The sequence below is a fragment of the Bacillus sp. TE9106W genome (genome assembly GCF_054062215.1).
Genome location: NZ_JBSSFA010000015.1, coordinates 1 through 26494, shown reverse-complemented (window position 1 = coordinate 26494; position 26494 = coordinate 1). Strand labels below are relative to the sequence as shown.

Genomic DNA, 26494 nt, shown 5'->3' with positions numbered 1-26494 from the left:
TACTCATCACGTTTTTTCTGTTCCTTCAACTAATTCAGCAAAAGCTTTCACTTTGCCATGTGGTTTTTGATTTTCTTTACGTGCTTTCCAAGCTCGCTCTTCTTCTTTCTTTTTCTTGGACATACTTTTTCAACTCCTTCTTATCTTTCTCCATGTAGTATTCCAAAATAAGAAAGAAAACTATGCACGTATCAAAAAAGAAGCGGTCTCCCACTTCCTTCTGATTATCGCTGTAAAATTGCGTGTTTCGCTTCTTTTAACTGCGTAAGATGTCTTTGCTCATGCAAATCAAGAAATTGAACCCACTGATATAAATTCAGATCATTAAAAACAGGATGCTTTAATCCATTTTCAAATAGGTCTTTTTCATCTATAACGCTATGAAGCGCGTGTAATAGTTCTTGTCGTGAATGTTCTAGTAATTGGATTCCTTGCTGTTTTTTCATTAGCGTTTCTGTTGGTTTCATTTGCTGAGGAGCTTCTCGTTTATGTGTGCGATCCAGCGTAAGTTGGAGATCTTTAAATGGAGTCGTGTTTCTTTCATTTTTTTGTAAGGCATATACAAGGGCAGACGTGACAGATTGTTCAACTAAATGCAAGTGATGCAAAATTTGAATAATACTCCATTTATCACGGCGTGGTTTTACATTCACTTCTGTATCATTTAACATTTCAATTTCTGATAATAGCGTGCTTCGGGTAGACTGTAATGAGCTCACCAAACTTTCTAAACTCACATCCATATTAGATTGAAGCATACTTCTTTCCCCCCTTTTGTTGGTGAAAAGAGGTGCTCCTTATTAGAAACACCTCTTTAGTATTCTGAATTTTCTTTTATTATCTCATCATTTTCCCGTTATGTCGATGTTAAACATGTGAAAAAAAGCGCATGTTTTTTACAATTTTGTGTCATCAATCGCATGTAACCATGCTTCAATTTCTGTAATAACACTTTTCACACAGCCTTCAGCAAATGGTGATGTTAAATTTGCAACTTCTACTAATTCCAAGAATGATTTACTTCCACCTTGTTGGCACAGATTCACATAATCTTCCCACGCCTCTTGTCTATTATCTCTTGCACGTTTCCAAAATTGCAGTGCGCAAATTTGTGCTAACGTGTAGTCAATATAGTAGAACGGCGAGCTATAAATATGCCCTTGACGTTGCCAGAATCCACCGCGTTCTAAATAATCATTATCCTCATAATCACGATGCGGCAAATACTTTTTCTCTATGTTACGCCATGCTGTCTTACGCTCTTCTGGTGACGCTTCAGGATTTTCATATACATAATGTTGATATTCATCAACAGATACACCATACGGTAAAAACAGAAGTGCTGAACTTAAGTGAGAGAAGTAATATTTATCTGCATCTTCTTCAAAGAATAGCTTCATCCATGGCCATGTAAAGAATTCCATACTCATAGAGTGAATTTCACATGCCTCATATGTTGGCCAATTATATTCTGGAATTTCAAATTTACGACTTTCATATACTTGGAAAGCGTGGCCCGCTTCATGGGTTAATACGTCAATATCGCCAGATGTTCCGTTAAAGTTTGAGAAAATAAATGGCGCTTTATAATTCTCAATATATGTACAATATCCACCGCCAGCTTTTCCTTTTTTCGCAACTAAGTCTAATAAATCATTATCTAACATGAAATTGAAGAATTCATCTGTTTCAGCCGATAACTCTTTATACATCGTTTTCCCATGATTAACAATCCAATCCGCATCTCCTTTTGGAGTTGGGTTACCTGTTGGAAATTCAAAGTTTTCGTCGTAATACGCTAACTTCTCTACACCGATACGTGCTTGTTGTCGTTTTCTTAATTCCGTTGTGACGGGAACAATATAATCTAGCACTTGCTGACGATAATTCGCCACCATTTCCGCATTATAATCTGTACGGTACATTCTTGCATATCCAAGTTCAACAAAGTTTTTGAAACCTAAAGATTTAGCGATTTTTGTTCTTACTTTAACAAGCTCGTCATAAATGCGATCTAACTCTTCTTCATTTTCAGCTAAAAATCCGTAATACGCCTCACTTGCTGCTTTACGTTCACTTCTCTCTTTCCCTTGCATAAATGGAATAAGCTGTGATAACGTTCTTTCTTCTCCTGCAAAATCAATTTTTGCAGATGCTAATAATTGTGTATATTGTGAAGACAATTTATTCTCTAATTGTAAATCCTTCACGACTTCATCAGAATATGTTTTTAAATCACACTCCGCAAGAGCAAATAATTGCTTTCCATAATACGCTTCTAATTCTTCACGGAATGGAGAATGAATTAACGCATTATAATACTTTGTACCATACCCTTGTACAACTGGAGAGAATTCATCAAAGAAATCTTGCTCTTCCTTATAGAAAGCATCTGTCGTATCAACAGAATGACGAATATAACAAAGATTCCCCATTGTACCAAAATCGTTACGAATTTCGTTAATTGAATGAATGACTTGTTTTTGTTCTTCTACAGTTTTTGCGTTATCAAACTTCTCTAAAGCAACTGTAAACTTCTCTTTTAATTCTTCAATATTTGGCCTTTTATATTCATAGTCTTTAAATGACATGAACGAGCCTCCTCTCCATTATATGCATCCTTACTATAATTCAATACTTACTTACAAATCTCCTCTTATTCTTCAGCAAAATACGGCATATACCGTCATAATTCCATGTAAATAAAAAAGCCTTGGGTTTCTGTATCCAAAGCTCCTTTGGAATATACTATTATTTTTCGTACTTTCCAATCTTTTTTAATAGATCAAGTAATTCATCCTTTTCCTCTTTCGTTAACATTTCAAAAGACTGATGTATAACTTGCTCATGCCCTGGAAAAATAGAAGCAATAAAGGTCTCTCCAGACTCAGTTAATTGTGCATAAATAACACGTCTGTCATTTGGGCAGGGAATTCTCTTTACTAGCCCTTTTTTCTCTAGCTTATCTACAACATATGTAATGCTACCACTAGCTATTAAAATACGCTCACCAATTTGCTGAAGTGGTTGGCCGCCTTTATGATATAGCAGTTCTAATACAGCAAACTCAGTTGGATTTAACCCGTTACTTTGTATAGATTTATTTGTAGTATCCATAACAGAACGATGTACACGAGATAATGCAATAAATACTTTTAAAGATTGAGAAATATCTTCTCGTTCATTATTTGATGTCATACAACTTTCAACCCTTCACTTAAATTCTCAGTAATAAAAAGAACAAACTAGTACTCCATATAAATTCCGAATGAGCATTCACTCATTCATTACCTCTCCCAAAATATATTATGAATGATTCTTGAATAAAAACATGACAATTTTAACATAGTTTATATATAATGATAATAAAAAAGAAGGAGTTCCAAATTTGAAATTCAAATTCCACAACATAGTTTTATATATATTGCTTGTTATCCTACCAACGATCGGTATTGGTGCTACATTTTATTCATATCATTCGTATAAAATGAAACAGGAAAACAAACGAATTGCTCATACGGTGCTCTTTTTATATAGAGACTATTTAGATCACCATCTTGGCGAAGCAATTTCTGCCTTAGAAATGCTCTCAAAGGTCGTAGGAACCGAGACTGGAAATATTAATGGAATGAAAGAAATTGTACATGATACTGATGGAAACGATGCACGTTTTTCTGGTCTATATTACACTACACCAGAAGGTATCATTACAATCGCATCGGAAGGCGACCAACCACCTGTTGATGTCTCAGATCGTAAATATATTCAAAACGCATTACAAACTAAGAAAACAACTGTATCATCCGTCATTACAGATCGTGTTCTTGGCCATCAAGCTATTATGATTGCTTCTCCCATTTTCAATAAACAGAAGGAGCTCTCAGGCTTATTGTTAGCAAGTTTACGCTTTGACTACATTTCATCATCTTTAAATGCCATTAAACCGCAATACCATTTTGAAGTAACTGATAAGTATGATGTAGTTTTTCTAACCGATGATAATAATGAAACAAGTGATGCACATTATAATATGCTTACTACTCCACTCCAAAGATTAGATTGGAAGGTCTCTGTTTCTCCTTTACCTATTCATCAAAAAACTTTAAACCAGTGGGTTGCCGTAGAATGTATAGCTACTTTATTTTTAATGTCAATTTTATTTTTACTCGCTCAATATATGTTGTTAAAACGACAAACAAAACTGGAAAGACAACAAAATGAACTACAAAAAATTGAATTAGTTGGAACTTTTGCAGCTAGTACAGCCCACGAAATCCGTAATCCACTTACCGGAATTAAAGGGCTCGTCGCTCTATTACAAGAGAAATATAAAGATGAACAAGATCAGTTCTATTTTTCCATCATCGAACAAGAAATAAAACGAATTAATGAAATTGTAAGTGAATTTCTTATTCTTGGAAAGCCAACTGCAACCACTGAACAAACATATGATGTGAGAACCATTCTAAATGAGGTAGCATTAATTATTCAATCTGAGGCGAATCTACATAACATTGTATTCCATTTACATTTGCCAGACCATCCTGTTCATATCCGGTGCTCAAAAGACCATATGAAACAAGTGGTTTTAAACATTACAAAAAATGCAATTGAAGCTATGACTTCTGGTGATACACTAACTATTTCCGTAACAAGCAATGAAACACACGCACAATTGCAAATTATAGATACTGGAAAAGGGATTCCAAAACATATTCAAAAACACCTCTTTCATCCGTTCTTTACTAATAAAGATACTGGAACAGGTCTTGGACTTGTCATCTGTAAACGAATTGTAGAGATGTATAATGGACACCTTTTTATTGACAGTATAGAAAACGAAGGAACGACAGTTCATGTCGAAATTCCATTACACATAGTATAATTATCCTTATCCCAAAAGGGTAATTATACTTATTTCATAAAACCAGCCACAAGCATTCGCCAAAAATTACTTGATTTCCCTTCATACCCAATTTGAAAAATAGGTGCCTTTATAATTGATAACCATTTTGGTGTTTGTTTTTCTTTATAACACTGGTACTGTAAAATAAGCTTGTCCAATTCTTGACTAACTTGAATCGTCTCCATACTATTTAACCCACTCGTTAAACCTAATTGAATCATCTCTTCACGTTTCATATGAATATCACGTGAAAGCTTTTCTAATGTGTACTTCCTTTTTACAGTAAACATTCATATATCCCCCTTATTATACTTCCATGCTCTCTACTTCACTTCTCCATTGGACTGTTAACTACTTAATCATATTTGAATTTGAAGAATCAGAAAATTTAACATTTTCTCCCTGTAATTTACAATTCTTTACCCTCACTTTGAGAATTATTACAAATTATTCTATCTTTGTAAATACATTCGCAATAATAGACAATTTTTTCATCTTCTTTTTTTACAAACACCAATTAAATAGCGGATTCTCTATTTTCCATATACTTTTCTTCGACATTTTTTGTTTAATTTATATAAAAACGCAAACCATAATGATGATTGATAATATAGAAAGGAAATAGTTATATGCGCAAATATACGATTGCATTGCTTATTTTGACTATGTTCTTACCATCTTTCTTGTTTCCTGTTCAAGCAAAGGCCCATACAAACAAAGTAGCTATTGTCATTGATGACTTCGGCAATAATATGAAGGGGACTGATAAAATGTTATCACTTCCTATTCCCCTAACTGTTGCTGTTATGCCTTTTCTTCCTTCCACAAAGGAAGATGCGATAGCGGCTCATAAGAAAGGACACGAAGTTATTATACATATGCCAATGGAACCGATTAAAGGTAAAAAAGAGTGGCTTGGACCAAAAGCAATTACAACTGATTTAAGCGACGAAGAAATAAACAATCGACTCGAACAAGCAATTCAAGAAGTACCACATGCAATTGGGATGAATAATCATATGGGATCAAAAGTGACTGCAGACGAAAGAATTGTACGACTTATACTTGCAGCTTGTAAAAAACACGGCTTATTTTATTTAGATAGCAAAACAAATCCTAAAAGTGTCGTCCAAAAAATTGGGAAAGAATTAGGAGTGCCAATTATTGAAAATCAATTATTTTTTGATGATGTGTATACTGCGGCACATATTTCAAAACAAGCCCAATTACTCATAAAAAAACTTCAAGAAAAACCGATTATGGTGGCTATTGGACATGTTGGCCCTCCAGGTGAAATTACATCACGTGTTATAGAAACTTCTATTCCTAAAATTCGTGAACACGCAGATTTTATTTTTTTATCTGATTTAGCATTATCTCCACCTCCTGTTTCGAAATAAGATTTATAACTCAAACTAAAAAAAGGGAGCCATTTGCATATAGCAAATGGCTCCCTTTCCTTTTCATCTTAAATATAATCTACATGACTCACCCTGAATCCTTTTTTCTCTATTTTTTCGATTAATTGCTTTAATCTTTTTTCATTTAACTCATCTGTTATATTTACAATAACGCGGCGTATATATTGATCGCCGTTATCTAGCGTAAATAGTCCACCAATATGAAATGCTTTCAACAATGTCCCAAGTTCTTTAATCGTTCCCTTACAATCTTGTGTTGCAATTGTTAATATATAACCACCCGTCCGCATACCAAACGAATCTTCAATAACATCAAATATATTGGAATGCGTTAAGATGCCAACAAATTCATTATAATCATTTAGTACAGCTAAAAATGGAAGACGACGAATAACATAAAATGCTCTGAAAAAAGAGTCCTTTTCAAAAATAAATGCAGCGGAATCTTCCAGCATATGTTCTGTACTTAATTCCTCTAATCCACCATTACACTTCTTTTCTAGAAGATCTACTTTATAAATAATCCCCATGAATTTCTTTTCATCTTCTGCTAATACAGGGATTGCTCGAAATCCCGTTTTATTCATAATTTGCAGAGCCTTTTCACCTGAATCGTTCATTTTGCAAAATGTTACTTGTGGTTTTGGCAGAAAATGATATTTAACTCGCAAAATATGTTCCTCCTTACATGTCAACATGTAATCTATATATAATAAGGAGACCTATATTTTATGAGTAAAATTATTTTTAAAACGCTTTCATTTGTTTATTGACTTGTAACGACATGACAAACATTTCATATAACAGAGCTCTTTGCACCTTTTATCATTAACAATTTTACATGATAGTTCATTAAATACTCTATACCCTCTAGCCATTTTTTCGCTTCTTCTGGCGTTTTCCCCCACACAATCATGCCATAATTATGAACGAGAACTACTCCTCCACCTTCAATAAAATTCGGCACATTATTTTCTAACAAATCAGCGAATTTTTTTTCATCTTCTACAATGGGAATTGTCATTTCTGTTATACCTTCTTTTCCAAAAACACGTTCCACGCTACGTTTATCGAATGTTACTTCCCCTTCTTCTCCGTACAACTCTGATATTAAATGACTATCTACAGTCTGTACTTGTAAAATACATTCTGCACGACTTTTTTTATAAATATCCGCATGCATAAATGATTCCACAGCTGGTTTTTCTTCATTTTCAAATACTGGTTCACACATACAGTTTACAACAATAAAATCTTCTTCTGAAAATAACCCTTTATCCCTTCCCTCAACGTTTACTAAAAAAGTTAACGGCTCTTTTGACGTACAGAGTGATAAACTAATTTTTGTACCATAAAACCAATCACGAAGTGCTAGTTCAGATTTCACATCTTTTAATTCATTCCATTTCTTTAAAAAAAATAACATTTCGTCACCCCCGGCGTAATATTCATATAATGTTCGAATCCTTTTTATGTAAAAGGAATATTTTTTGATTATTCTAAAAATTTAATTGAATTATCACATGAGAATGCTTTTTTGTCAATATAGTTTCACATCTCTTCTTTAAAATGGGCCATTCATATGTCTATACTCCTGTATATTGACTAGTTCATTTTATACATAAAAAATACGTTATTCTTTTCCAATGAAAGAATAACGTATTTTCTCATCTTTTATTTCATTATTGCGTTATATAAAAACTGTGCATATTGTTCACGTGTTACAAAATCATCACCTAAAAAGCGTTCTTTTCCATCACCTTTTGATATGTTATTATCCACTAACGCTTTCACATACCCTTCTGCCCAATGACCAGTTGGTACATCTTTAAAGTTCACTTTATTATTTCCATCTTCTTTTAACTGAAATACTTTATATAATACTACAGACATTTCGTATCGAGTTAATACTCCATCTGGACGAAACTCCCCAGTACCATCTCCTTGCATAATTCCAGCTTGCGCAACTGTAGCAATATCTTGCTCAAACATATGTCCTTTCGTATCTGTAAATCTCTCTTTCTGCTCTACTTTATTCTCTAATTTCAAATATCTTTGTACTAAAGACGCAACTTGTCCACGAGTAATACTATCCCCAAATCCAAATTGTCCATTTCCATATCCCTTGAAAATATTTTCTTTCGCTAAATAGTTAATTGCTTCTTCTGACCAATGTCCTTTTGGTACATCTTTAAATTCCACTACTTCTACTTTTGCATCTTCTTTAGAAGTATTGTCTTCTTTAGAAGTGTTATCCCCTTTACTTTCTACCACATTTTGAATGACAGATCCCGTAAAGAAGATTCCTGTATCCGCAAATGGATCTTTCACACCAAATTCATATACTTTCTCACCTGGTGTACTCCACTTAACTGCATCGTTACTATACGTACCACCTTCGTCCTTCAAACGAATTTTTGTAGAGATTTTACCGTCTTTTTCGTATATAGGTACTTTTACTTCTTTATTTACTTCTGTTTCCTCTAAAAATACTTTTTGATTTTGAACATTGATGTAGGCTGTTTTACTTAGTTCTATCACTGGTCGAACATCACGAATTTCATTTGCAACAAAACTTAAGAATACTAACTTTTTCAAATTACTAGCCGGTGTTAAGTCTGAAATATAATTTGCTTCTAAATCAAGTTTTTGTAAGTTTACTAGACTTGATAATGGCGTAATATCCTTTAACTCATTGTTAGGTAGGTGTAATTGTTTTAACTGTGTCATCTTACTTAGAGGAGTAACATCTTTTATTTCATTTTTCCCGATCCACAACTCTTCTAATTGCTTCATTTGCTCAATGCCGGATAAATCTTTAACTTTATTACGCGTTAATACTAAGTCTGTTAAAGGTAATGAATATAACGGTTTAATATCTTCAATTTGATTACCAGCTAAAGTCAAGTATGTTACATTTTTTAACGCGCTTAATGGAGCAACATTCGTAATTTTATTATTTGCTAAATTCAAATAATCTAGTTGTTCCATTTTCGCTAATGCTGTTACATCTTCTATTTGGTTACCTGATAGATATAAACTTTTTACATTTTTCATTTCAATTAGTGGTGCAACGTTTGTAATTTTATTATTACTTAAATCAAGAGAATCTAAATGATCCATCTTAACAAGTGGTGTTACATCTGAAAATTCATTACCACGCAAAGCTAAATGATTTAATTGCTTTAAGTTCGCAAAGAACGACGGATCTTTTATCTTCGCATTCGCAACTGTTAAAGATTTCAAATTTGGCATATATTTTAATGCACTATAATCAAGAATCTCATTCGTATTTAAAAACAAATTCTTTACTTGTAATAACTCTTCTTTCGTAATCGGTGTATTTACATCTTTTCTATTAAATACTTTTTTATTAACAAGTTCCCTTAACTTGTTATCTGTTATCATATTTTGATTATCAACTGGTTTATCCGTTTCCGTATTGCCTGAATTAGAGTTATCATCTGGTTTCTCTGTTTCTTTGTCACCTACAGTTGGATCTTTAATTTCAAATTGAACTTGATATTTATGATCGTATCCAATAGCTGGAATAAGTATGTGCATTTGCATATTATGCTTCTTCTCAAATTCACCAATTTCAAATTGAATTACTTTCGTCCCATTCTTCCTCTTATCTTCTGACAAAACTTTCACATCATGAAATACACCTGGTTGATTTCTATCTTCTATTCTAAGATATTGAAAATAATCGCTATCTTGCATCGTTACAGTTACAATTTTTTTCCCAGCTACAATCGCCACTTTAGGATCTTTTATATATTGAGAAACCATAGATGGCTCATCTTTTTGATCTTTATATATTTTAATCTCAGTATGATACGTGCGATCACTCGCTGCTACCGATTGGTTTGCTTCAATTTTTATTGCTGCTAATGCTGGAGTAGAGTATGCAGCAAATGGAATTGCTAATGTTGTCGCTACTACTAGCGCCTTCATATATATTTTTTTCAAAATAATATCCCCTATCATATATAATTTTTATAATTGATAACATTTATCAATTAACTACAAATAAATGATAATGAACATCATTATCATTGTCAATGAGAATATTACATTAAATTTATATTTCCAAAGGTAAAAAATAAAAAGGCCCTTTATTCAGAGGGCCTTTTTACTTATCGTATGCAGAATTTCACTTTTTTCTTTTTCATTAATAACACCAATTTTTTGCAAAATATTTGCATACAATACAAGTTTATTATATATCCGTTCTGACATACTTCCCCTTCTTTCCTTCGACCAACTTTTTTTGTATTGGTAAATTATATGAAAGAGATGCGAAAATGTGTCCACTTTTTTTGCATACATACAAATCTTTTATCCCTCTATTTACAAGCAGTAAAACTCCCACCTTAAAATCAGGCGGAAGTTCAATGTATTTAACAAATTGTCCATTGAATATTATGCTTTTTAACTTCCTCTTCAAAACTATAGGGCATTTTTTTATCACAAATAACATGCTGAATACGGGAGAATGCTGCTATTCGATAATTCCCTTTTACGCCTACCTTTGTATGATCACATAGAATATATGTTTTTTCCGCTAATTTCATCATCGCTTCTGACAGTTTCGCCTTTTCCAATTCAAAACTAGAAACTCCAAAACTAGGTAATAATCCATCAATCGAAACAAATGCTTTATGAAAATGGAATTGCTGGATGACTTGTTGCGAAATAGATCCTGATACGCGTGAATGCTTTGGAGATACTTTCCCACCAATAAATAAAACTTCACCGTGAAACATCTTTTTATTAATAGAAGAAATTAATTGTGTCGCTACTGGAAATGAACTTGTTACAATCGTTAAATTTTTACGATGAACAAGATAGGGTACCATTTGAAGTGGTGTACTTCCGTCATCAATTGCAATCACATCTCCATCTTCCACAAACGTTGCTGCTTTATACCCAATTCTCTTCTTCTCTTCTATATGCAGCATCTCTCGTTCTAACATTGGTGCCTCTATCCCAGCTCCCGGAAGTTGGACGGCTCCACCATACACTTTCTTCAACTTCTTTTCACGATCCAATTCTTCTAAATAACGGCGAATCGTCTCCGTTGATACAGCAAACTCTCTCGCTAATTCTGAAACTTTTACTTTCCCTTTAAACTCTACCTTCTCAAGAATGGTTCGCTTTCTTTCTTCACCTACTACAGACATAACCTCACCCCATTGATTTCTACCTCATACATTGCCTTACTTATACAAAGTTATAACTTTCTTTGTAAGTAGAAATTTCTTCATGAATATGAATACCACGCTTTTTTAATTCATCAAAAATAACTTGTGGATTTACAAAAGCTTCCTCAGGTGTCACAACACCAACTTTATTTACATCCCCTTTTGCGATTAACTCTGTAGCAATCCCAAATGGTATACCGACGTTTCTCGTATATGCTCTTAATTTTTCCCATCCTTCAACAGAACCATCAGATAACGGGTGTGTATGATACAATACGTGCCTTTGTTTCTCATTATTTTTCATCCCTATTACTTCTACATGAAGTGCATAACCGTAAACCTCTGTTTCTTGTCCTTCTTTCGATTGCAATAAATACTTCGAAATACAATCCATTATGCCGATTTCTTCCCCATTTATTTCAACTTGATCATTACGCAATATACCATAATCATATAAAGCACGTACGAGCTGCATATTTTGCTTTGGCCAAGTTCCTCTCGTCTCTATTAGTTTGACGCCTTTATTTTCTAATGCTTTTGCTAACGTAATTGTTTCAGAATGCGGTATGATATACTGCGTTGCCTTACCATAAGGCGCCGGTAATTCAATTTCTCTCGGACGTGCAAACGGAGGTACTTGCTTAAACTCGCCATTTTCATACACTGTACGCGATGGCAAATGTGGATCATATTCATATGTCGTTGTTTCTGTAATGGATGCAGAAAAAGCAATTGGACGATATGAACCGTGACTGACACGAACTGATTCTACCGTATGTAACTGATTCGCTGCATGCATCGCCATCATTTGCGTTACACCTGGCGTCATACCAAATCCAGGTAAACATGTTTTTCCGTTTTGAACAAATATAGAATGCGAATCATTTTCTTCACCAAATCCATTTAAGTTCACACCGTGACAACCTGCTTCTGCAATACATCGAGTAGACAATCCATTTAACTTAATTGTCGTACCATCCATGACAATGTCATAGCCCTTCATTTTTGCAACCGTATCCTCATGATTCGTTACATCTACTTTCACAAAATTAACGCGAGGATCGTTGAGCCATTCTACTATTTTAAGGCCCTCTTCTTCATTAAAATCAGCTACCGTAATCGTTTCAAAAGATGAAAATTGCACTAAATCTAAAATTGCTTCACGACAAATTTTACCTGCTCCACCTAAGCAAAATACTTTCAACCTATAACAACCCCTTTAGCAATACTATCTACTAAACGATTTATGTCTTCCTCATGTACATCACCAATATTTCCAATGCGGAACGTATCTACTTTCGAAATTTTCCCAGGATAAATAACAAATCCGTAGCGTTTTAACTCATTATATAACTGTTGAAATTCGAAGTTCCCTTCCGGATAAATAAAAGATGTAATAATAGGAGATTGATATTTTTCATTTACGAGTGGCTTAAAACCAATTTCCCCCATTCTATTCACTAATAGTTTTTGATTGTTGTAATATCGATTGTAACGTGCTCTTACTCCGCCTTCTTTTTCTAATTCAAGTAATGCTTGATAAAAAGCGTGTACAACATGTGTAGGTGACGTAAAACGCCATTTCCCATTTTGATTTTCCATCGTTTCCCACTGATCGTATAAATCTAAAGATAATGAACGTGCCTGCCCTTTACATTTCAATAATTCATCACGCTTTGCAATAACAAATCCGAACCCTGGAACTCCTTGAATACATTTATTCGCACTACTAATTAGAAAGTCAATTTGCAACTCAGCAATATCTATTTCAATACCACCAAAACTACTCATTGCATCAACTAGTGTTACTTTTCCGTATTGCTTCCCTAATTTACATACGTCTACAATTGGATTGATAATACCTGTTGTTGTTTCACAATGAACAACTGCAATATGTGTAATCTCTTTATCTTGTTGTAATATCTTTTCTACTTCTACAATATTAGTAGGCTCCCACTCTTCTGTTTGACTGACCACCACATCTATATGTAACATCTCTGCCATTTGTACAATTCGTTTACCGTATGCACCATTTGTACAAACAAGAAGCTTTCCGTTTTTTGGAATGACAGAACCGATTACTGCTTCCACTGAAAACGTACCGCTTCCTTGCATTAATACTGTTGTATATTTCTCTTCTTCCTTCGTTGCTAACGATACAAGTTTAGCTCTTACTTTTTGTACCATCGTGTTATATTCAACATCCCACGTACACCAATCGTATAACATAACTTCTTTTACCGTCTTTGTTGTCGTTAATGGTCCTGGCGTTAATAATAAGTAATGATTTTCAGTCATGATCCCATGCCCCTTTTATGAAATAATAAGTTCTTGTTTCTCGATACGTTCCATTACACTTTCAAGTTCCTGCATCGTTTCAATCGTAAAGTGCGCTCCATTTTCAACGAAACGATTGCGAACTACTTCTATTTTTTCACGAAGTTCTGCTGGATCCATATTCTCCACTTCTTCTTCACTTAAACCGAGTTCGCTACTGCCAAGAATTACACCAACTGTCCACATACCAGCATTTCTTCCCTCTTTCATATCTGATACCGTGTCTCCAATTTTTATCATATGATTCATCGGATATACACCAAGTTCCATCGCATTTTTATAACACATCCACGGATATGGACGCCCCGCAGGAACATCATCTGGCGTTACAAGAAAATCAGGTTTATATCCTTGTAGTGCTGCTTCTTTTGCTACAATGTCCATCATTTCTCTCGTATAACCAGTCGTTGAACCAATTTTAATTCCTCGTTCACGTAAAGAAGCAATCACTTCTTTTACTCCATGAATTGGCGACGCATAGCGCGGTAAAATAGCGAAGAGAATCTCTTCAAATTCTTCATACATCTCCTGAACGTCTGTTTCTGTTGGTAATTGTCCGAAAATACGATTCCATTCATTCGCAATACGAGGCATCTCTGTAAGTGCCCTTACATGATCAATTTTTAATAATCCCATTGGCTTACGGGCTTCTTCTGCTGTAATTCCCACACCTCGTTTATGAAAAATCTCCATAAATACTTCCAGTGGTGCAAAACATCCGTAATCAACTGTCGTACCTGCCCAATCAAAAATAACTGCTTCTATTTTCATACAATCCATCACCCTTCTTATTTATCTTTTTTGCCATTGTGAAGTTCGGTTACGAAGTGCTTTCGTTCCCCATTCATATACAACTCTCACTACAATATTTGTAACAACAATAAGTACACTCATTGCAGCTGCTGGCGCTACATTTCCTGCATCATCCATATTTACGATTGATACGGCAGCTAGTTTAAAATCAGCTGCGTATAAGAATACAACCGCTGACACAGTTACCATCGAATTGACGAAATAGTACATCACCATTTCTAAAATTGCTGGTAAACACATCGGTACTGTTACTCTAAAGAATGTTTTATAAAACGGAATGCCCATCGACTGCGAAACAAGCTCAAACTCTCGGTCTAATTTCTTTAAAGCAGTCGTTGCGGTAACGAATGTTACCGCATAAAAATGAATGATGTTTACTAGTACTAGCACAGCAATTGTTCCGTATAAAGAATGAAACGGATTCGTTACTGAAAGTCCAAATATTTGAATCGTTGGTTGACTAAAGAAAAAGACATATCCCAATCCAAGTACTAGACCTGGGATTGCTAAAGGTACAATCGAGAAAAAGTAGCCTGTTTTTCGGAAAAACTTTAGCTGATCTATTTTCTCAATCGCATATGCGAACATAAATGTTAAAATTGCCCCAATAACTGCTGTAACTGCTGAGACAATTACACTATTTTTAAATGCTTCAAGTCCATCTCCTGTTAAACTCGAAAAATTAAAATGCTCAAATGTAAAACTCATATTATATGGCCATACTTTCACACTTGCAGCAATACCAACTGCCACAAATAAAAGAACAATCATAAGTGTAATGACACTACAATATATGAATGAGACTACATCTCTTTTCTTATTAGCCGTTATTCTATATGGCACTGCTTTGGAAGATAAGAAATTCGCCTGCTTTCTTTGCGTAATGCGATCAACTGCAAATGCAAATATAGCTGGAATTAATAAAATCATTCCGACAGTTGCACCCATCGGCATATTTTGTTGTCCGATTACTTGCTTATATACGTCGGTAGCAAGTACATTATATTGCCCACCAACAATTTTTGGTGCACCAAAATCAGTGAAACTGAGTGTAAACACAACGAACATCGCACTAATTAATCCGTACTTTACACTAGGTAAAGTAACAGTAAAAAATTGCTTTATTTTACTCGCTCCCAACATATTAGAAGCTTCATATAAACGATAATCAGAACCTTGGAAAGCAATTAATAATATAAGAAATGCTTGCGGAAATGTATACATGACTTCAGCCATTACAATTCCTACTGGTCCATATAAAGGGATTTGTATACCTTCAAATAAGCCAAACATCCCTTTCGTTACTAATCCTTGATTACCAAATAAATATGTAAGTGCGATACCATGCATCATCGTTGGTGCGAATAATGGTAACAACGCGATGTATTGAAATACACGCTTTCCAAATACATTCGTCCGAGCGATCGCATAGGCGTAAGCGAAAGCGAGTGTTACTGCAATAATTGTTGTCGCACCCGAAACCCATACCGTATTTTGTAATGATTGAACTAGCGTTGGTGTTGTGAAATATTTACTGAAATTCGCAACACCAATGAAAGCTCCATCTTTATCATAAAAAGCTTGTGTAAATAGTTGTAATAGCGGCAATACAAGCATAATCAAAAAGGCAAGGATCATACCAATAATTAATAGTCTTTGTATCCACTCTTCTTTACCGATACGTCTCTTAATCTTTTTTTTCGTATTCTCTACCTTTAAATCTTCTAACATCTCCATCTATACAACAACCTTCTTTCCATATGACAACATATGATTTTCTGAGAAAGAGATTTGAATTAGCTTTCCTTTCCTAATGGCTGTTTTTTCTACTTCTGATGCCAATATATCTACAACGATTTTCTCATTATATAGGTGTGTTTTCTCATCTATAACTCGCACTTCTGTCCGGTATACAGACCCACGAAACTCCATGCTCTCTACAATTGTTTTCATACCATTATTTTGTACGACTGTTACATGTTCCGGACGAATGGCATGTTCTTCGTTATTTTTTGAAAAGAAATTAATAGAACCAATAAAATCTGCCACAAACGGATTTGCTGGTCTTTGGTAAATCTCCTCTGGTGTGCCGATCTGCATAATTTCCGCATGATTCATTACAACAATTTTATCAGCCATCGTTAATGCCTCTTCTTGATCATGCGTGACCATAATAGTTGTTACTCCTACTTTTTCTTGCAAATCACGCATTTCTCTACGTAACTTTTCACGTACTTTTGCATCTAAAGCAGATAACGGCTCATCCAGTAATAAAATATCCGGAGACAGAGCGAGCGCACGTGCAAGTGCTACTCGCTGTTGTTGTCCACCAGACATTTGAGCAGGATATTTATCTTTTACATTCAGTAAATCAACTAGTTCTAGCGCCGATAGCGCCTTCTCTTTTACTTCTGCTTTTCCATACTTTTTTGCCTTTAAGCCGTATTCAATGTTTTCAAGTGCTGTTAAATTCGGGAATAATGCATATGATTGAAATACCATTCCGAAATTCCTCTTTCCAGGAGGTAATGCTGTAATATCTTTTCCATTCACAGCTATACTACCTGTTGTTGCCTCTTCTAGCCCTGCTAAAATTCGAAGCAATGTTGTTTTCCCACAGCCACTTGGGCCTAATAAACATACAAACTCATTTTTTTTCACAGTAAAAGAAATATCCTTTAACGCTGTAAATGCATCAAACTGTTTTTGAATGTGTTGAATTGATAAATATTCGCTCATTTTTTCTCTCTCCCACTCACTTACTTTTTCGGTTCTGCTTTTTGACCAAACTCTTTTTCCCATTTTTCTAAAATTTTGTCGCGATTTTCTGCTGCCCACTTAAAGTCATTCTTTTTGTATAACTTTTCCGTCACATCTTTAGGGAATCCATCTGGAAGTTTATAATCATTTTTAATTGTTGCAAATCCATTTTTCTCGAAGTATAACTTCATTACATCATCAGTAATTGCCCAATCTAAAAATACTTGCGCTAATTTTTCATTTTTTGCATTATCTTTTTTAATAAGTGCGTTCGCTTCTACTTCCCAACCTAATCCTTCTTTCGGCAATACAACTTCAACTGGTGCACCTTTTTGTTTCTCTTTCAAAGCACTATAAACCATCGATACGCCAACTGGATATTCACCTGCACCTGCTAATTTCGCTGGTTTTGAGCCTGAATGCGTATAAGTTGCCATATTATCATGAAGTTTCTTCATGTAATCCCAGCCTTTATCTTCACCCATAATTTGTAACCATGCAGAAACTGTTAAAAATCCTGTTCCAGAAGAAGCCGGATGTGGCATAACAAGCGTTCCTTTATATTCTGGTTTCGTTAAGTCTTCGTATGATTCTGGCATCGGTAAATTTTTCTTCTTTAATTCTTCTTTATTTATAGCAATTCCCGTCATAAATGCAGTATTTCCAACCCATTTTTCCGGTTGTTTATCATCTTTAAATTGTGGTAGAACGCGATCCGCTCCTTTTGGAGAGTATCCTTTTAACATATCTTTTTTATCTAAAGCTAATAGACTTGATGCTGCAGTTCCCCATACAACATCTGCTTGTGTATTTTTTCCTTCAGCTAGTAATTTCGCTGTAATAACTCCAGTTGAATCACGAACAATGTTCAGCTTCACATCTGGGTATTTCTTTTTAAAAGAATCAAGATAAATTGGTACAAGTTCTTCTTCAATCGCTGTGTAAACAGTTAATGATCCAGATAATTTATCATCTTTTACTTTTGCCCCAGCACTTTCTTCTTTCTTTGCACCACACCCCATTAATAACGAAAATACCATTCCAGTTGCTACAGCTTTAAAGATTGTTTTTTTCACTGTCTCTCTCTCCTTTTACAAATCTTATGTACAACTCCAATATAAACAACTAGTGTAAAAGCAGTATTAAACCAACATTAATCTTTTGTTTGTTGTTTGTTTTTGTGTAATACGTTGCTACTTCTATGTTTTTTCGCATTTTTCTGCTAATAATGAATACTAAATTTACAAATAATTAAAAAAACCTTTATAATCCCACAAAAAAATGAGGCGTTTGTAAAAAACGCCTCATTTTTGTTTACCTTTTTTTGAATTACGATTTGCATACTTCGCGCTATTTTCTCCTTCATACTCTAATGCAAATTCTGCATCTGGTAAGCTTTCTTTCGGAGTTTTATTATTGTTGATTGCCGCATTTTGTTTCACTTTTCTTTTTACCAATACATTCACCTGCTCTCAAAAATTCACTTTCTACTCTAGTTTGAAGCAAGCTAAAATAATTATTACTGGCAAGTGTTAACAAGTACATAAGAGCAGCTAGATGGAAATACTACATATGAAAAAATCATTATAAAAAGGAGCTCGTATTTTGAAGAAGCAAGATAAAATTCAGTCACCCATTTTAGATGAAACGCTCCCGCATCAAATGAATTTTCCATCTTTTAAAGGAACAGGAAAGAAGATGCAACAACCTTTCATAAATCAATATGACGTCATAATCGGAGATAGTAAATATGATTCCGAGAACAGTCCACTTCACAATTGGAGTGATGATGTAGATCCTGCCATTATGGCTGGAGAAGAATGGATCCATCCTACAAATGATATTGGGTGGATTTCAGAAGAAAATCAAGAGTTGCTAAAAAAAGAAGTAGATAATAAAAAGGATGCTTTTATGCATCCACAATTTGGCATTAACGACTAAAAAACCATTCTACCTAACATAGGTAGAATGGTTTCATACTATCCAATAATAATCCGCTCTTTCGGATATTTATAGCGAGGTGGCTGTTCTCTTCCGCCACTAGCTAGTATAAACGTTAAAATACCAACGCGACCGATAAACATAAGTACAATGAGTACAAGTTTACCAACAGTTGTTAAATCTGGCGTAATACCTGTCGATAGTCCTGTCGTCCCGAAGGCAGAACAGACTTCAACGATTAAGCTCATAAGCGGTACATTTTCTGTAATAGATAAAATAAATAGTGCTGTGGCACATAATAAAATCCCCATCGTCATAACGACAGATGCTTTCAGCACATCCTCTTCATGTAGCTGACGTTTGAAGACTCTAACCGTTCTCCCGCCTCTTGCAAAAGTGTATAGCGATAATATACTAACAGCAAATGTTGTTGTACGTATTCCGCCTCCAACCGAACTTGGAGACGCCCCTATAAACATTAATATACTCATAAATAAAAGCGTCGGTTGTGACAATTCACGTATATCCATCGTAGCAAGTCCCCCGCTTCGCGTCGTCACAGATTGGAATAACGTATAGAAAACTGTTTCATGCCATGACTTTCCTGCTAAAAATTGATTTCGTTCTAGCAAAAAAATCATAATTGTTCCCACAATAACAAGTGCAAAAAATGTTGTTGTCGTCAATTTCGTAAATAACGAAAAACGAAATAGTTGCTGTCTCCTTTTACTAAGGAATTGTTTCACTTCCATTAATACAGGGAAACCGATTGCTCCTAAAATAATAAGTAACATATGAATCATTTGAACAATATAATCTTTCTTATACGGAATTAGCGATTGCCCTGTTAAATCAAATCCACCGTTCGTGGTTGCACTAACAGCGGCAAAAAAACCGTGAAAATAAGCTTCTTGCCAAGTTGGAAAATAAAGTAGGAATCTTGTGCCTAATAATATTGCTCCAATAAGTTCTATCGAAATAATTACAATTAAAATAGAACGCATCAATTCTACAAGGCCTGATAAGTTCCCTTGATTATGGTCTGCCATAATGAGTCTTCTTCTCTGCAAACCAATCTTTTTTCCTGTTATAATCCAAACGAATGTACCAAGCGCCATAATTCCTAAGCCGCCTAATTGCAAAATAAGGGCTAAAATAATAATTCCTGCCGTAGTAAATGTATCTGAAATTGTAACAACAGACAGTCCCGTAACACTTACCGCACTAACCGATGTAAATAGAGCATCAATAAATGTCCATTTCACACCAGATTTCGTCACAAACGGTAAACTAAGTAATATTACCGATACAACTACTGCTAATAAATAAAATAAAACAATGAGTTGTACGGGACGCAATTTTTGTAAAAACTTTTTTATATCTCTCATTCCATCACTTCGCTACCTTTTTTCTATCGATTAAATAAAGAAAAATCTTCACTTTCTTTATTTGTAAATAACTGCTCAAATATTTTAGCAAATACCATTCCATACACAGTTCCATTACCTCCGTGCAGTAATGCGTAAAATAAATTATGTATCTTTTTATCTTCTTTTAAAATGGGTAGACCATCATGACTACTGCCAAATGCTGCTGCCCAATAATACTCTGCTTGTATATTCTTATACTGGGGGAACATCTCTCTTACAATGTTAATAAGGATATCACGCTTATGCAATAGTTTCGTATCACCAATCGATTGAATTTGCATCGCTTCATCTAATCCGCCTACCATAATGCGGTTTTTATACGTCCGAAAATATAAGTAGGGACGTGCTGTTTCCCAAATCAATGATCGCTCATGCCAGCCTTCAAACTGATCTATTTCATTTGTCACAACTGCATAAGATGTCTCTACTGTTGTATTTTTTTCTTTCTTCCCAAAAAGCGCTTCATAGCCCGTCGCCATAATAATATTCTTTGCTACAATTTGATTTCCTGTTTTCGTGTAACAAATTAAATCATTTTCACGCTTTTTTATATGTATGGCCTCTGTATGCTCATGTATAATAGTACCCATTTGATTTGCTTTATGCAAAAGGCTATGCGCTAATAAATACGGGTTCACTTCAGCATCACCATGTGTATATAATGCCGCTTGTTTTGTAAAGGAATAACGTTCCTTAATATCAGCTTCTGTAAAATACTCAACAGGAAATCCATATTTCTGTAACGTATTGTACTCCTCTTGTAAAGATGAGACATCTTCACTTTTACTTGCATAATATAAACTATTTCGCGGAATAAACTGGGGATCAATATCGAGAGTCGGTACAACTTTCTCCATTGTTCGTAACGCTTCGTAACAAAGCTTATATGCTCGTACCCCTTTTTCTTCACCAAATGTATGAATAAGTGAGGTTAACGATTTATCATGAAAAAACTGTAATAAACCTACATTTGCAAATGTACTACCACATGCAATTTCTCTTTTTTCAATAAGCATCACACTCATGCCAATTTTCGCTAAAAAATACGCTATATGGGCACCTGCTTCGCCACTTCCGACTACAAGCACATCACATATCATATCATTTTCTAACGGTGGATAACAAGGTACAGAAACTCCTCTATTCCAAAACAACTTACCAGTTATAAGGTTCATAATTATACTCCTACAATATAATTTTCTCCTTTCTATGTTTTGTTATTTTCCATAAAAAAATCCAACTAACACAACGCTAGTTGGATTTTTCATTTTTACTTTGAACGCTCGTCAAGCCAATCTCCAATCGTCGGATACGTTTGTTTTACAGCTGTTCCGCCGTAAACGATAGACATATGCCCTGTCGGTAAACATACATATTGTTTATCTGTGCTAGAAATATGATCTAGCAATGCTTCTACTTGGCATGGCAGAGCGATATGATCACGTTTCCCGGAAATATTTAAGACATTCGCCTTAATATTTGCAAGGTCTACCTTTTTTCCACGAATAACGAGTTCACCCTTAACGAGTTTATTATTTTGATAAAAATCACGAATCCACTGTCTGTATGATTCACCTGGGAACGGAATGCCATCGCCAACCCACTTTTGAACTAACCTCCAGCTTTCAACGAAACGCTCATTCTCTGAACGATCTACTAAAGCAACGTATGGACCAACAAAGTTTGTAATTGGTTTTAACATTTTGTTTCCGAAATCAATCATTTCTGGCGGGATATTACCAAATGTATCAACTGCTTTATCTAAGTTAAAATATTTTTCATCTAGTAACGGACCATATAATCCTGTTTCAGAGAAATCAAAAGGACTTGTCATAAAGATTAAGTTGCGAATTGGCATGTGCGGATGAAGTGCCGCATAAATAGAAGTTAACGTTCCACCCATGCAATAACCAAGTAAAGAAATCTCGTCCGATTTTGCAGTTCGCATTACTTTTTTCACTGCTTTTGCAATATAATCAAACACGAAATCATCAAATTTCAAATGACTATCTTCTAAACCAAATGTGCCCCAATCAAGCATATACACATCAAAACCACGGTCCACTAGATATTCCACTAAACTATTTCCAGGAGTTAAGTCCATAATATATGGTTTATTAATAAGAGCATATATTAATAGAATTGGAACTCTTTGTGTTTTTTCTTGTTTTGGAATGTAGCGATAAAGCTTCGTCTTATTCTTCGTCCAAATAACCTCTTTCGGCGTTAATCCGACTTGCGGCTCTGGTTCACGTAATAAAATTTCACTCGCCCTTTTCACCCGGCGGTATGCTTTTCGATACTCTTCTGGGTATAGCTCTAATTGCTTTTCCCATTCTGTTGCGAATGTAGTCATTTTTCTATCTCCTTTTTGGTCAATTTCCTTCTAAAAAAAGAAGTGCATTCCTGCTATGGATATGCACTTTTTTCTTACTTCATTACATATATAATCCGCCGTTAATGTTTAATTGCTGACCTGTAATATAAGCACCGTCGCGGCATAGGTATACTACACCTTTTGCAATTTCATCTGCTTGACCAAAACGTTTTTTCGGGATTTTTGCAACAATTTTTTGTCGTACTTCTTCTGGTACTTCTGCTACCATTTCAGTATCAATAAATCCTGGGCAAATAGCGTTTACAGTTACATTTGTTTTTGCAAGCTCTAATGCTAATGATTTTGTAAATCCTAGCATACCTGCTTTCGCTGCTGAGTAGTTTGTTTGTCCAAATCCACCCGCTTGACCAATAATAGAAGAAATGCTAATAATTCTACCTTCTTCTGCTTCCGTTATGTATGGAAGTACCGCGCTTGTCGTATTAAACACACTGCTTAAGTTCACGTCAATTACGCGTTCCCAATCTTCACGATTTAACTTTTTAAATGTACGATCTCTTGTAATACCAGCATTATTAACAAGAATATCAACTTTACCAAAATGATTCACTGCTTCTTCTACAAGTCGGTTTGCATCTTCTACTTTAGAAACATCTGCTTGAACTGCATAAACGTCATGTCCTTCTTTTCCTAGTTCATTTACTAAGTTTTCAGCTGCTTCTTTGCTGCTGTTATAGTTAATAACAACTTTTGCTCCCTCTTGTGCAAGCGCTACTGTAATCGCTTTACCAATCCCTTTTGCCCCACCTGTTACGATTGCTACTTTTCCATTTAATTGAACCATTTCTTTTCCCCCTTAAATGAATTTGTGAACGACTATTATGAATCATTTTGGTACTCATACTATGGAGTCCCTATATAATTATGTTTCGCTGTTTATACATAGAAAAGAGATTCTCCCTCTCTCTTTTATCTGTTATAAACAAGCGCTATTATCACTTTTTATTTTCTGGCTTATTCGCAGGTTTTACTTCTTCCTTTACAGGTTCTTGTAGTTTCGCTAGTACTGCATTTTGCTTTTCTAGCAATTCTAGAATTTGATCAACCTTCGTTTCTAATGTGCGAAGATCTTGTTTTACTTTCGTAACATCACGCTTTAATGTAGGAGCTTGTCCTACTGACTCTACCTTCTCTTCTAGAAACTCCTCAATGTTATCCACTTTATTTTCTAAGTTAATAACAAGCGTAGCCACTCTAGCGATATCCTCTTTCGTAGGCACATTCACCTGCTCTAAATAATTTTTTGTCGTATCATTTAATGCTTTTTGATAAAACAAATTCAAATCTAGAACGCTGCCCATCCAAGCAGAATATTCTTCTGTTTTAATTGTTTCATTGAGCGCTTTTCCCCAAAATGTTTCGGTTTGTTCATAAGCATTTTTCCATGCTTGTAGTGGATCGAATTTTTGATCAATCACTTTACCTACACTCCCTTTTTCGTTTTTGAAACAATTCAACCTATTCATTATTTTCTAATATTCTGAATAAAACTTCAAGTCTATATTTTATTTTTTTCTATTTTCTAACAAATGTATTGACTTTAAAAACAGATAGGTGTAAATTGCACTTATAAGCAAAAAATTCCATCTAACTGATTCATGAGGTGATGCACAATCATGCTACATAATGAACCAGAACAACGCGAAAGTTTGGAGAACAACCAAGCAAAACAACCAAACTCCATGCCAAAAAACTTCTTAGTTCCCTTCTTACTTCTCTGTCTTAAAGACTGGAGTCTTCATGGTTACAAACTTATTCAAATGCTAATGGATATCGGCTTCTCTTCTGTTGACCAAGGTAATGTGTACAGAACACTACGCAAATTAGAAAAAGAAAACCTTATTTCTTCTACTTGGGATACAAGCGACGGAGGGCCAGCCAAAAGAATTTATTCTTTAACTGAATATGGAGAGCAATATTTAACAACATGTGCGACTTCTTTTGAACATTATCAAAATATGTTGCGGACGTTTTTCACGTTATACACCAATGCATTCTTTCCATTTTCTACTTCTCCAGAAAAGGATGAAAAAGATTCTTCATCTTCACCTGGTGATACAGCAGAGTAATCTGCGTTCACAATATGTAAAAAAACATTTGGGGGTCAAACAATGGAAACTAAACCATACGAATTAGTCGATGCATTTTGGAAAAACTGGTCTCAATCACTTTCCCTTTTCTCTTCAGCTGGGAAACAATTAGAGCAACTTACTTTAGAAACATTAAAACAACAACAAGATGCTTTGCATAAATTAACATCAGGAGTAGATGAACTAGAAAAAGAACTACAACAATTCACTGCTCAGTTCAATAATCAATATACAGATTACGTGAAGCAATTAACTGGAAACTCCTTAAATGATCAAATTAATGAGTGGCAAGACAAATGGAAAGAGCTTTCTACTCATATGCAGCAGCTTACTATTTCTCCTACGAAAACATCTTTGTCTATTCTTACTCAAACAAGCGGTCAATTTGAAGAAACAACAAAACAATTTATTGAACAACAACAATTACAACGTGAAGAGGCTCAAAAACAGTTAGAAGGTTTTTTGGAAGAGTTCAAGTTAAAACAGTTGGAACTCGCAAAAAAGTTCGAGGAAAACTCAAAAAATCTATTTACTTCCATCAAGTAAGAAAAATGTGGGAGCTAACTGCAGCACAAACAAAACTCTTTCTTCCTCCTACTACATCAAGATGGCTAGCATTTTTCGATATGGAAAAGAAGGAGGACAAAATGAATCCATTTCAAGAAGCACAAACTGTTCCGGAGCTTCGTTATGATGAGATTCAAGTCGGTGATCAAGCATCACTTACAAAAACGATTACGGATGAGGACGTTATCAATTTTGCAAAATTGACTGGAGATGTAAATCCTATTCATATTTTAGACTCTTTTGCAAAAACGACAATGTTTAAAGAACGCATTGCTCATGGTATGCTCGTTTCGAGTTTTATTTCTACCATCCTTGGAACGAAACTCCCGGGTAAAAATACGATTTATTTATCTCAAAACGTTTCATTCCGCGCTCCTGTCAAAATCGGCGATACACTTCGCGTTGTGGCAGAAGTCATCAAAAAACGTGACGATAAAAAAATCATTACGTTGCAAACAAATATATATAATCAATCGGATGATATTGTCGTTGAAGGTACAGCGACAATACTAAAAAAAGAGTAGCAATTTTGGTCATCTCCCTGTCAAGTAGACAGTCATAAAAAGAGTATTATGCCACGGCCTTTTCCCGATATTCTATCGGGGAAAGGCCGTGAAGTTTTTC

General features: G+C 34.8%; 27 protein-coding genes. 6 read left to right on the top strand and 21 right to left on the bottom strand.

Annotated features, from left to right (window positions below; translation table 11 throughout):
- Positions 1-6 precede the first annotated feature (6 nt).
- The 4 genes from ACVWY7_RS22050 to ACVWY7_RS22035 all read right to left on the bottom strand — a co-directional run bounded on the left by ACVWY7_RS22050 (position 7) and on the right by ACVWY7_RS22035 (position 3198).
- A complete protein-coding gene (locus tag ACVWY7_RS22050; RefSeq protein ID WP_000038254.1) occupies positions 7-123 on the bottom strand; it encodes a DUF6254 family protein in 117 nt (38 codons plus the stop codon).
- 101 nt (positions 124-224) lie between these two features.
- Entirely contained in the window at positions 225-758 is a 534-nt protein-coding gene (locus tag ACVWY7_RS22045) for a DinB family protein (RefSeq protein WP_000941979.1), read from the bottom strand.
- Between the two features lie 138 nt (positions 759-896).
- Positions 897-2591 (bottom strand): M3 family oligoendopeptidase, encoded by a 1695-nt coding sequence (locus ACVWY7_RS22040; protein WP_000008568.1) that lies wholly within the window; start codon positions 2589-2591, stop codon positions 897-899.
- A gap of 160 nt (positions 2592-2751) precedes the next feature.
- Positions 2752-3198, bottom strand: a complete 447-nt coding sequence (locus ACVWY7_RS22035; protein ID WP_000203348.1) for a MarR family winged helix-turn-helix transcriptional regulator — start codon at positions 3196-3198, stop codon at positions 2752-2754.
- 190 nt (positions 3199-3388) lie between these two features.
- Between ACVWY7_RS22035 and ACVWY7_RS22030 the strand changes: the two genes are divergently transcribed.
- A complete protein-coding gene (locus ACVWY7_RS22030; RefSeq protein WP_212113850.1) occupies positions 3389-4885 on the top strand; it encodes a DUF3149 domain-containing protein in 1497 nt (498 codons plus the stop codon).
- A 29-nt stretch (positions 4886-4914) separates the two neighbouring features.
- Here ACVWY7_RS22030 and ACVWY7_RS22025 read toward each other — a convergent pair whose 3' ends face one another.
- Complete coding sequence (locus tag ACVWY7_RS22025) at positions 4915-5196, bottom strand: aspartyl-phosphate phosphatase Spo0E family protein (RefSeq protein ID WP_000495530.1); 282 nt, start codon at positions 5194-5196, stop codon at positions 4915-4917.
- Between the two features lie 339 nt (positions 5197-5535).
- On the opposite strand from ACVWY7_RS22025, the gene ACVWY7_RS22020 reads away from it, so the two are divergent.
- Entirely contained in the window at positions 5536-6306 is a 771-nt protein-coding gene (locus tag ACVWY7_RS22020) for a divergent polysaccharide deacetylase family protein (protein WP_017560849.1), read from the top strand.
- 68 nt (positions 6307-6374) lie between these two features.
- On the opposite strand, the gene cbpA is transcribed toward ACVWY7_RS22020, so the two are convergent.
- From cbpA to ACVWY7_RS21965, 11 genes are all read right to left on the bottom strand, one after another.
- The gene (gene cbpA, locus ACVWY7_RS22015; RefSeq protein WP_001264196.1) at positions 6375-6998 is read right to left on the bottom strand and encodes a cyclic di-AMP binding protein CbpA; all 624 of its coding nucleotides are present in this window, start codon (positions 6996-6998) and stop codon (positions 6375-6377) included.
- Positions 6999-7123: 125 nt separating this feature from the next.
- Entirely contained in the window at positions 7124-7753 is a 630-nt protein-coding gene (locus ACVWY7_RS22010) for a class II aldolase/adducin family protein (RefSeq protein WP_000896001.1), read from the bottom strand.
- Between the two features lie 248 nt (positions 7754-8001).
- On the bottom strand, positions 8002-10317 hold the full coding sequence (locus tag ACVWY7_RS22005; RefSeq protein WP_456523975.1) for an NEAT domain-containing leucine-rich repeat protein: 2316 nt from the start codon (positions 10315-10317) through the stop codon (positions 8002-8004).
- 413 nt (positions 10318-10730) lie between these two features.
- The gene (locus tag ACVWY7_RS22000) at positions 10731-11513 is read right to left on the bottom strand and encodes a DeoR/GlpR family DNA-binding transcription regulator (RefSeq protein WP_000117663.1); all 783 of its coding nucleotides are present in this window, start codon (positions 11511-11513) and stop codon (positions 10731-10733) included.
- Positions 11514-11553: 40 nt separating this feature from the next.
- Positions 11554-12738: a saccharopine dehydrogenase family protein gene (locus tag ACVWY7_RS21995; protein WP_000862139.1), complete on the bottom strand. Its 1185-nt coding sequence runs from the start codon at positions 12736-12738 to the stop codon at positions 11554-11556.
- Entirely contained in the window at positions 12735-13832 is a 1098-nt protein-coding gene (phnW, locus tag ACVWY7_RS21990; protein ID WP_061530854.1) for a 2-aminoethylphosphonate--pyruvate transaminase, read from the bottom strand. The genes ACVWY7_RS21995 and phnW overlap by 4 nt, the downstream gene beginning before the upstream one ends.
- Positions 13833-13847: 15 nt before the next feature.
- Entirely contained in the window at positions 13848-14642 is a 795-nt protein-coding gene (gene phnX, locus ACVWY7_RS21985) for a phosphonoacetaldehyde hydrolase (protein WP_088119680.1), read from the bottom strand.
- 21 nt (positions 14643-14663) lie between these two features.
- Positions 14664-16421, bottom strand: coding sequence for a putative 2-aminoethylphosphonate ABC transporter permease subunit (locus ACVWY7_RS21980; protein ID WP_212113853.1), 1758 nt, complete (start codon positions 16419-16421; stop codon positions 14664-14666).
- Positions 16422-17423 carry a putative 2-aminoethylphosphonate ABC transporter ATP-binding protein gene (locus ACVWY7_RS21975; protein ID WP_212113855.1) on the bottom strand — a complete coding sequence of 334 codons (1002 nt, stop codon included), beginning with the start codon at positions 17421-17423 and terminating at the stop codon, positions 16422-16424. It lies immediately after the preceding gene.
- Positions 17424-17443: 20 nt separating this feature from the next.
- Positions 17444-18520 carry a putative 2-aminoethylphosphonate ABC transporter substrate-binding protein gene (locus ACVWY7_RS21970; protein WP_098681919.1) on the bottom strand — a complete coding sequence of 359 codons (1077 nt, stop codon included), beginning with the start codon at positions 18518-18520 and terminating at the stop codon, positions 17444-17446.
- Positions 18521-18748: 228 nt separating this feature from the next.
- Positions 18749-18901 (bottom strand): hypothetical protein, encoded by a 153-nt coding sequence (locus ACVWY7_RS21965; protein ID WP_000240799.1) that lies wholly within the window; start codon positions 18899-18901, stop codon positions 18749-18751.
- A 148-nt stretch (positions 18902-19049) separates the two neighbouring features.
- Between ACVWY7_RS21965 and ACVWY7_RS21960 the strand changes: the two genes are divergently transcribed.
- Positions 19050-19385 (top strand): DUF3905 domain-containing protein, encoded by a 336-nt coding sequence (locus tag ACVWY7_RS21960; RefSeq protein WP_000743723.1) that lies wholly within the window; start codon positions 19050-19052, stop codon positions 19383-19385.
- Positions 19386-19423: 38 nt separating this feature from the next.
- Here ACVWY7_RS21960 and ACVWY7_RS21955 read toward each other — a convergent pair whose 3' ends face one another.
- The 5 genes from ACVWY7_RS21955 to phaR form a co-directional block, all read right to left on the bottom strand.
- Positions 19424-20773: a TrkH family potassium uptake protein gene (locus ACVWY7_RS21955; RefSeq protein ID WP_001204718.1), complete on the bottom strand. Its 1350-nt coding sequence runs from the start codon at positions 20771-20773 to the stop codon at positions 19424-19426.
- Positions 20774-20796: 23 nt separating this feature from the next.
- Positions 20797-21990, bottom strand: a complete 1194-nt coding sequence (locus tag ACVWY7_RS21950) for an NAD(P)/FAD-dependent oxidoreductase (protein ID WP_001049220.1) — start codon at positions 21988-21990, stop codon at positions 20797-20799.
- Positions 21991-22085: 95 nt separating this feature from the next.
- A complete protein-coding gene (gene phaC / locus ACVWY7_RS21945; protein WP_073522412.1) occupies positions 22086-23171 on the bottom strand; it encodes a class III poly(R)-hydroxyalkanoic acid synthase subunit PhaC in 1086 nt (361 codons plus the stop codon).
- A gap of 82 nt (positions 23172-23253) precedes the next feature.
- On the bottom strand, positions 23254-23997 hold the full coding sequence (locus ACVWY7_RS21940) for an acetoacetyl-CoA reductase (RefSeq protein WP_000250412.1): 744 nt from the start codon (positions 23995-23997) through the stop codon (positions 23254-23256).
- 151 nt (positions 23998-24148) lie between these two features.
- Positions 24149-24631 (bottom strand): polyhydroxyalkanoic acid synthase subunit PhaR, encoded by a 483-nt coding sequence (gene phaR / locus ACVWY7_RS21935; RefSeq protein WP_000566947.1) that lies wholly within the window; start codon positions 24629-24631, stop codon positions 24149-24151.
- Positions 24632-24829: 198 nt separating this feature from the next.
- Between phaR and phaQ the strand changes: the two genes are divergently transcribed.
- From phaQ to ACVWY7_RS21920, 3 genes are all read left to right on the top strand, one after another.
- A complete protein-coding gene (gene phaQ, locus ACVWY7_RS21930) occupies positions 24830-25282 on the top strand; it encodes a poly-beta-hydroxybutyrate-responsive repressor (RefSeq protein WP_000903020.1) in 453 nt (150 codons plus the stop codon).
- Between the two features lie 42 nt (positions 25283-25324).
- Complete coding sequence (gene phaP / locus ACVWY7_RS21925) at positions 25325-25849, top strand: polyhydroxyalkanoic acid inclusion protein PhaP (protein WP_001990934.1); 525 nt, start codon at positions 25325-25327, stop codon at positions 25847-25849.
- 101 nt (positions 25850-25950) lie between these two features.
- Positions 25951-26394 carry a MaoC family dehydratase gene (locus tag ACVWY7_RS21920; RefSeq protein WP_001067916.1) on the top strand — a complete coding sequence of 148 codons (444 nt, stop codon included), beginning with the start codon at positions 25951-25953 and terminating at the stop codon, positions 26392-26394.
- Positions 26395-26494 lie beyond the last annotated feature (100 nt).